Origin of the sequence: Shewanella sp. AS16, assembly GCF_021412365.1 — a bacterium.
Classification (GTDB): domain Bacteria; phylum Pseudomonadota; class Gammaproteobacteria; order Enterobacterales; family Shewanellaceae; genus Shewanella; species Shewanella salipaludis.
The window spans coordinates 1-309 of the sequence record NZ_JAKCLK010000156.1 but is presented as its reverse complement, the minus strand read 5'-3'; the positions used below and the strand labels follow the sequence as shown (position 1 = coordinate 309).

Below are 309 nucleotides of genomic sequence, written 5' to 3'. Positions count from 1 at the left end.
CTCATCTTCGTCGCCTGCGTCGCCAGCTTGCGGAACGTAAACAACGCGCCTGGCAGGCTTTGCTGCGTTATCTGCCTGCGGAAGTCAAAATTCATCACAATGACAGCGGTTATTTTCTCTGGCTGGAGCTCCCCGAGCCGTTAGATGCAGGAGAATTAAGCCTGGTGGCACTGACGCATCATATCAGTATTGCGCCGGGTAATATGTTTTCTACCGGTGAAAACTGGTCACGTTTTTTTCGTTTTAATACCGCGTGGCAGTGGGGAGAACGTGAAGAACAGGCGGTAAAACAATTAGGCAAACTTATTC

At 49.8% G+C, this 309-nt stretch carries 1 pseudogene; it reads left to right on the top strand.

Features of this window, described 5'->3' with window-relative positions:
• Positions 1–309, top strand: a pseudogene (locus tag LZP73_RS19775) (PLP-dependent aminotransferase family protein); the annotation flags it as partial.